The 1121-nt window shown below is 69.8% G+C and carries 1 protein-coding gene; it reads left to right on the top strand.

Going from position 1 to position 1121, the window contains the following annotated elements:
• Positions 1 to 1121 (top strand): PepSY-associated TM helix domain-containing protein (locus tag ACWIE7_RS19405; RefSeq protein ID WP_454070366.1); only part of this gene is annotated, 1121 nt, incomplete at both ends.

Genomic DNA, 1121 nt, shown 5'->3' with positions numbered 1-1121 from the left:
AGCACACCCTTGGTCGAACAGATCGCGGCCGCCCGGGACCGTCAGCCGGGCCTCGAGCTGGTCGAGGTCTGGCCCGCCGACGAACCCGGGACCGCCACCCGCGTCCTCTTCGTCGACGACTCGCTGCCCGAGGGCGTGAACCGTGCCGTCTTCGTGGACCCCGCGGACGCGTCCGTGAACGGTGTGCTGACCAGCTACTCGGGCCTCGGTGAACTCCCCTTGCGCAGCTGGATCTCCGGCCTGCACAGCGACCTGCACCTCGGCGCCGCGGGCGAGATCTACTCGGAACTCGCCGCCTCCTGGCTGCTCATCCTCACGCTGAGCGGGCTGTTCCTGTGGTGGCGCAGGACCCGCGCCGCCAGGTCCGCGCGTCGGGCCGCGATGCTGCGGGGAGTTCCCGCGCGACCGGGCTCGCGCCGCAAGACGATGTCTCTACACGCGACCCTCGGCACCTGGTTCGCCGTGGTCCTCCTCGGGATCGCCACGACGGGCCTGACCTGGTCCACCTACACCGGCGGCAACATCGATTCCGTGGTCTCGGCGATGAACTGGCGATCTGACCCCTTGCAGACCTCGCTCAGTGGTGATGCCGCCACGACCGACGCGCACGCGGAGCACCGGGGCCACTCCGCCCAGCACGCAGGGCACCGATCCCCCGCCGAACAGGCCCCCTCGGTCCTCGACGCGGCACGCCACGCCGGCCTGGACGGTCCGCTCCGGATGAGCGCGCCCACCGACGCTGACTCGGCGTGGACTGTCAGCCAGCTGTGGGGACCGTGGGTGTTCAGCTCGGACTCGGTCGCCGTCTCGGGGGACGACGGGCGGATCGTCGACCGGCTCGACTTCGAGGAACTGTCGCCGTATTCCAAGCTGTCGTCCTGGGGCATCTACCTGCACATGGGGATCATGTTCGGGCTTCCCCTGCAGATAGCCCTCGCCGCGACAGCGTTGGCGGTCGTGGCGCTCGCGATCACGGGATATCGGATGTGGTGGAAGCGCCGCCCGACCCGAGGCGGACTACCCGCACCCCTCGGGAAGACCACCGGACTCTCGTGGCAGGTCTACGCGATCGCGACAGCCGTCGCAGTGGGGCTAGGACTATTCATGCCGCTGCTGGGAAT

Source organism: Dietzia sp. NPDC055343, from assembly GCF_053645265.1.
Note: the sequence above shows the minus strand (reverse complement) of the source record. Positions and strands in the feature narration are given on the sequence as shown.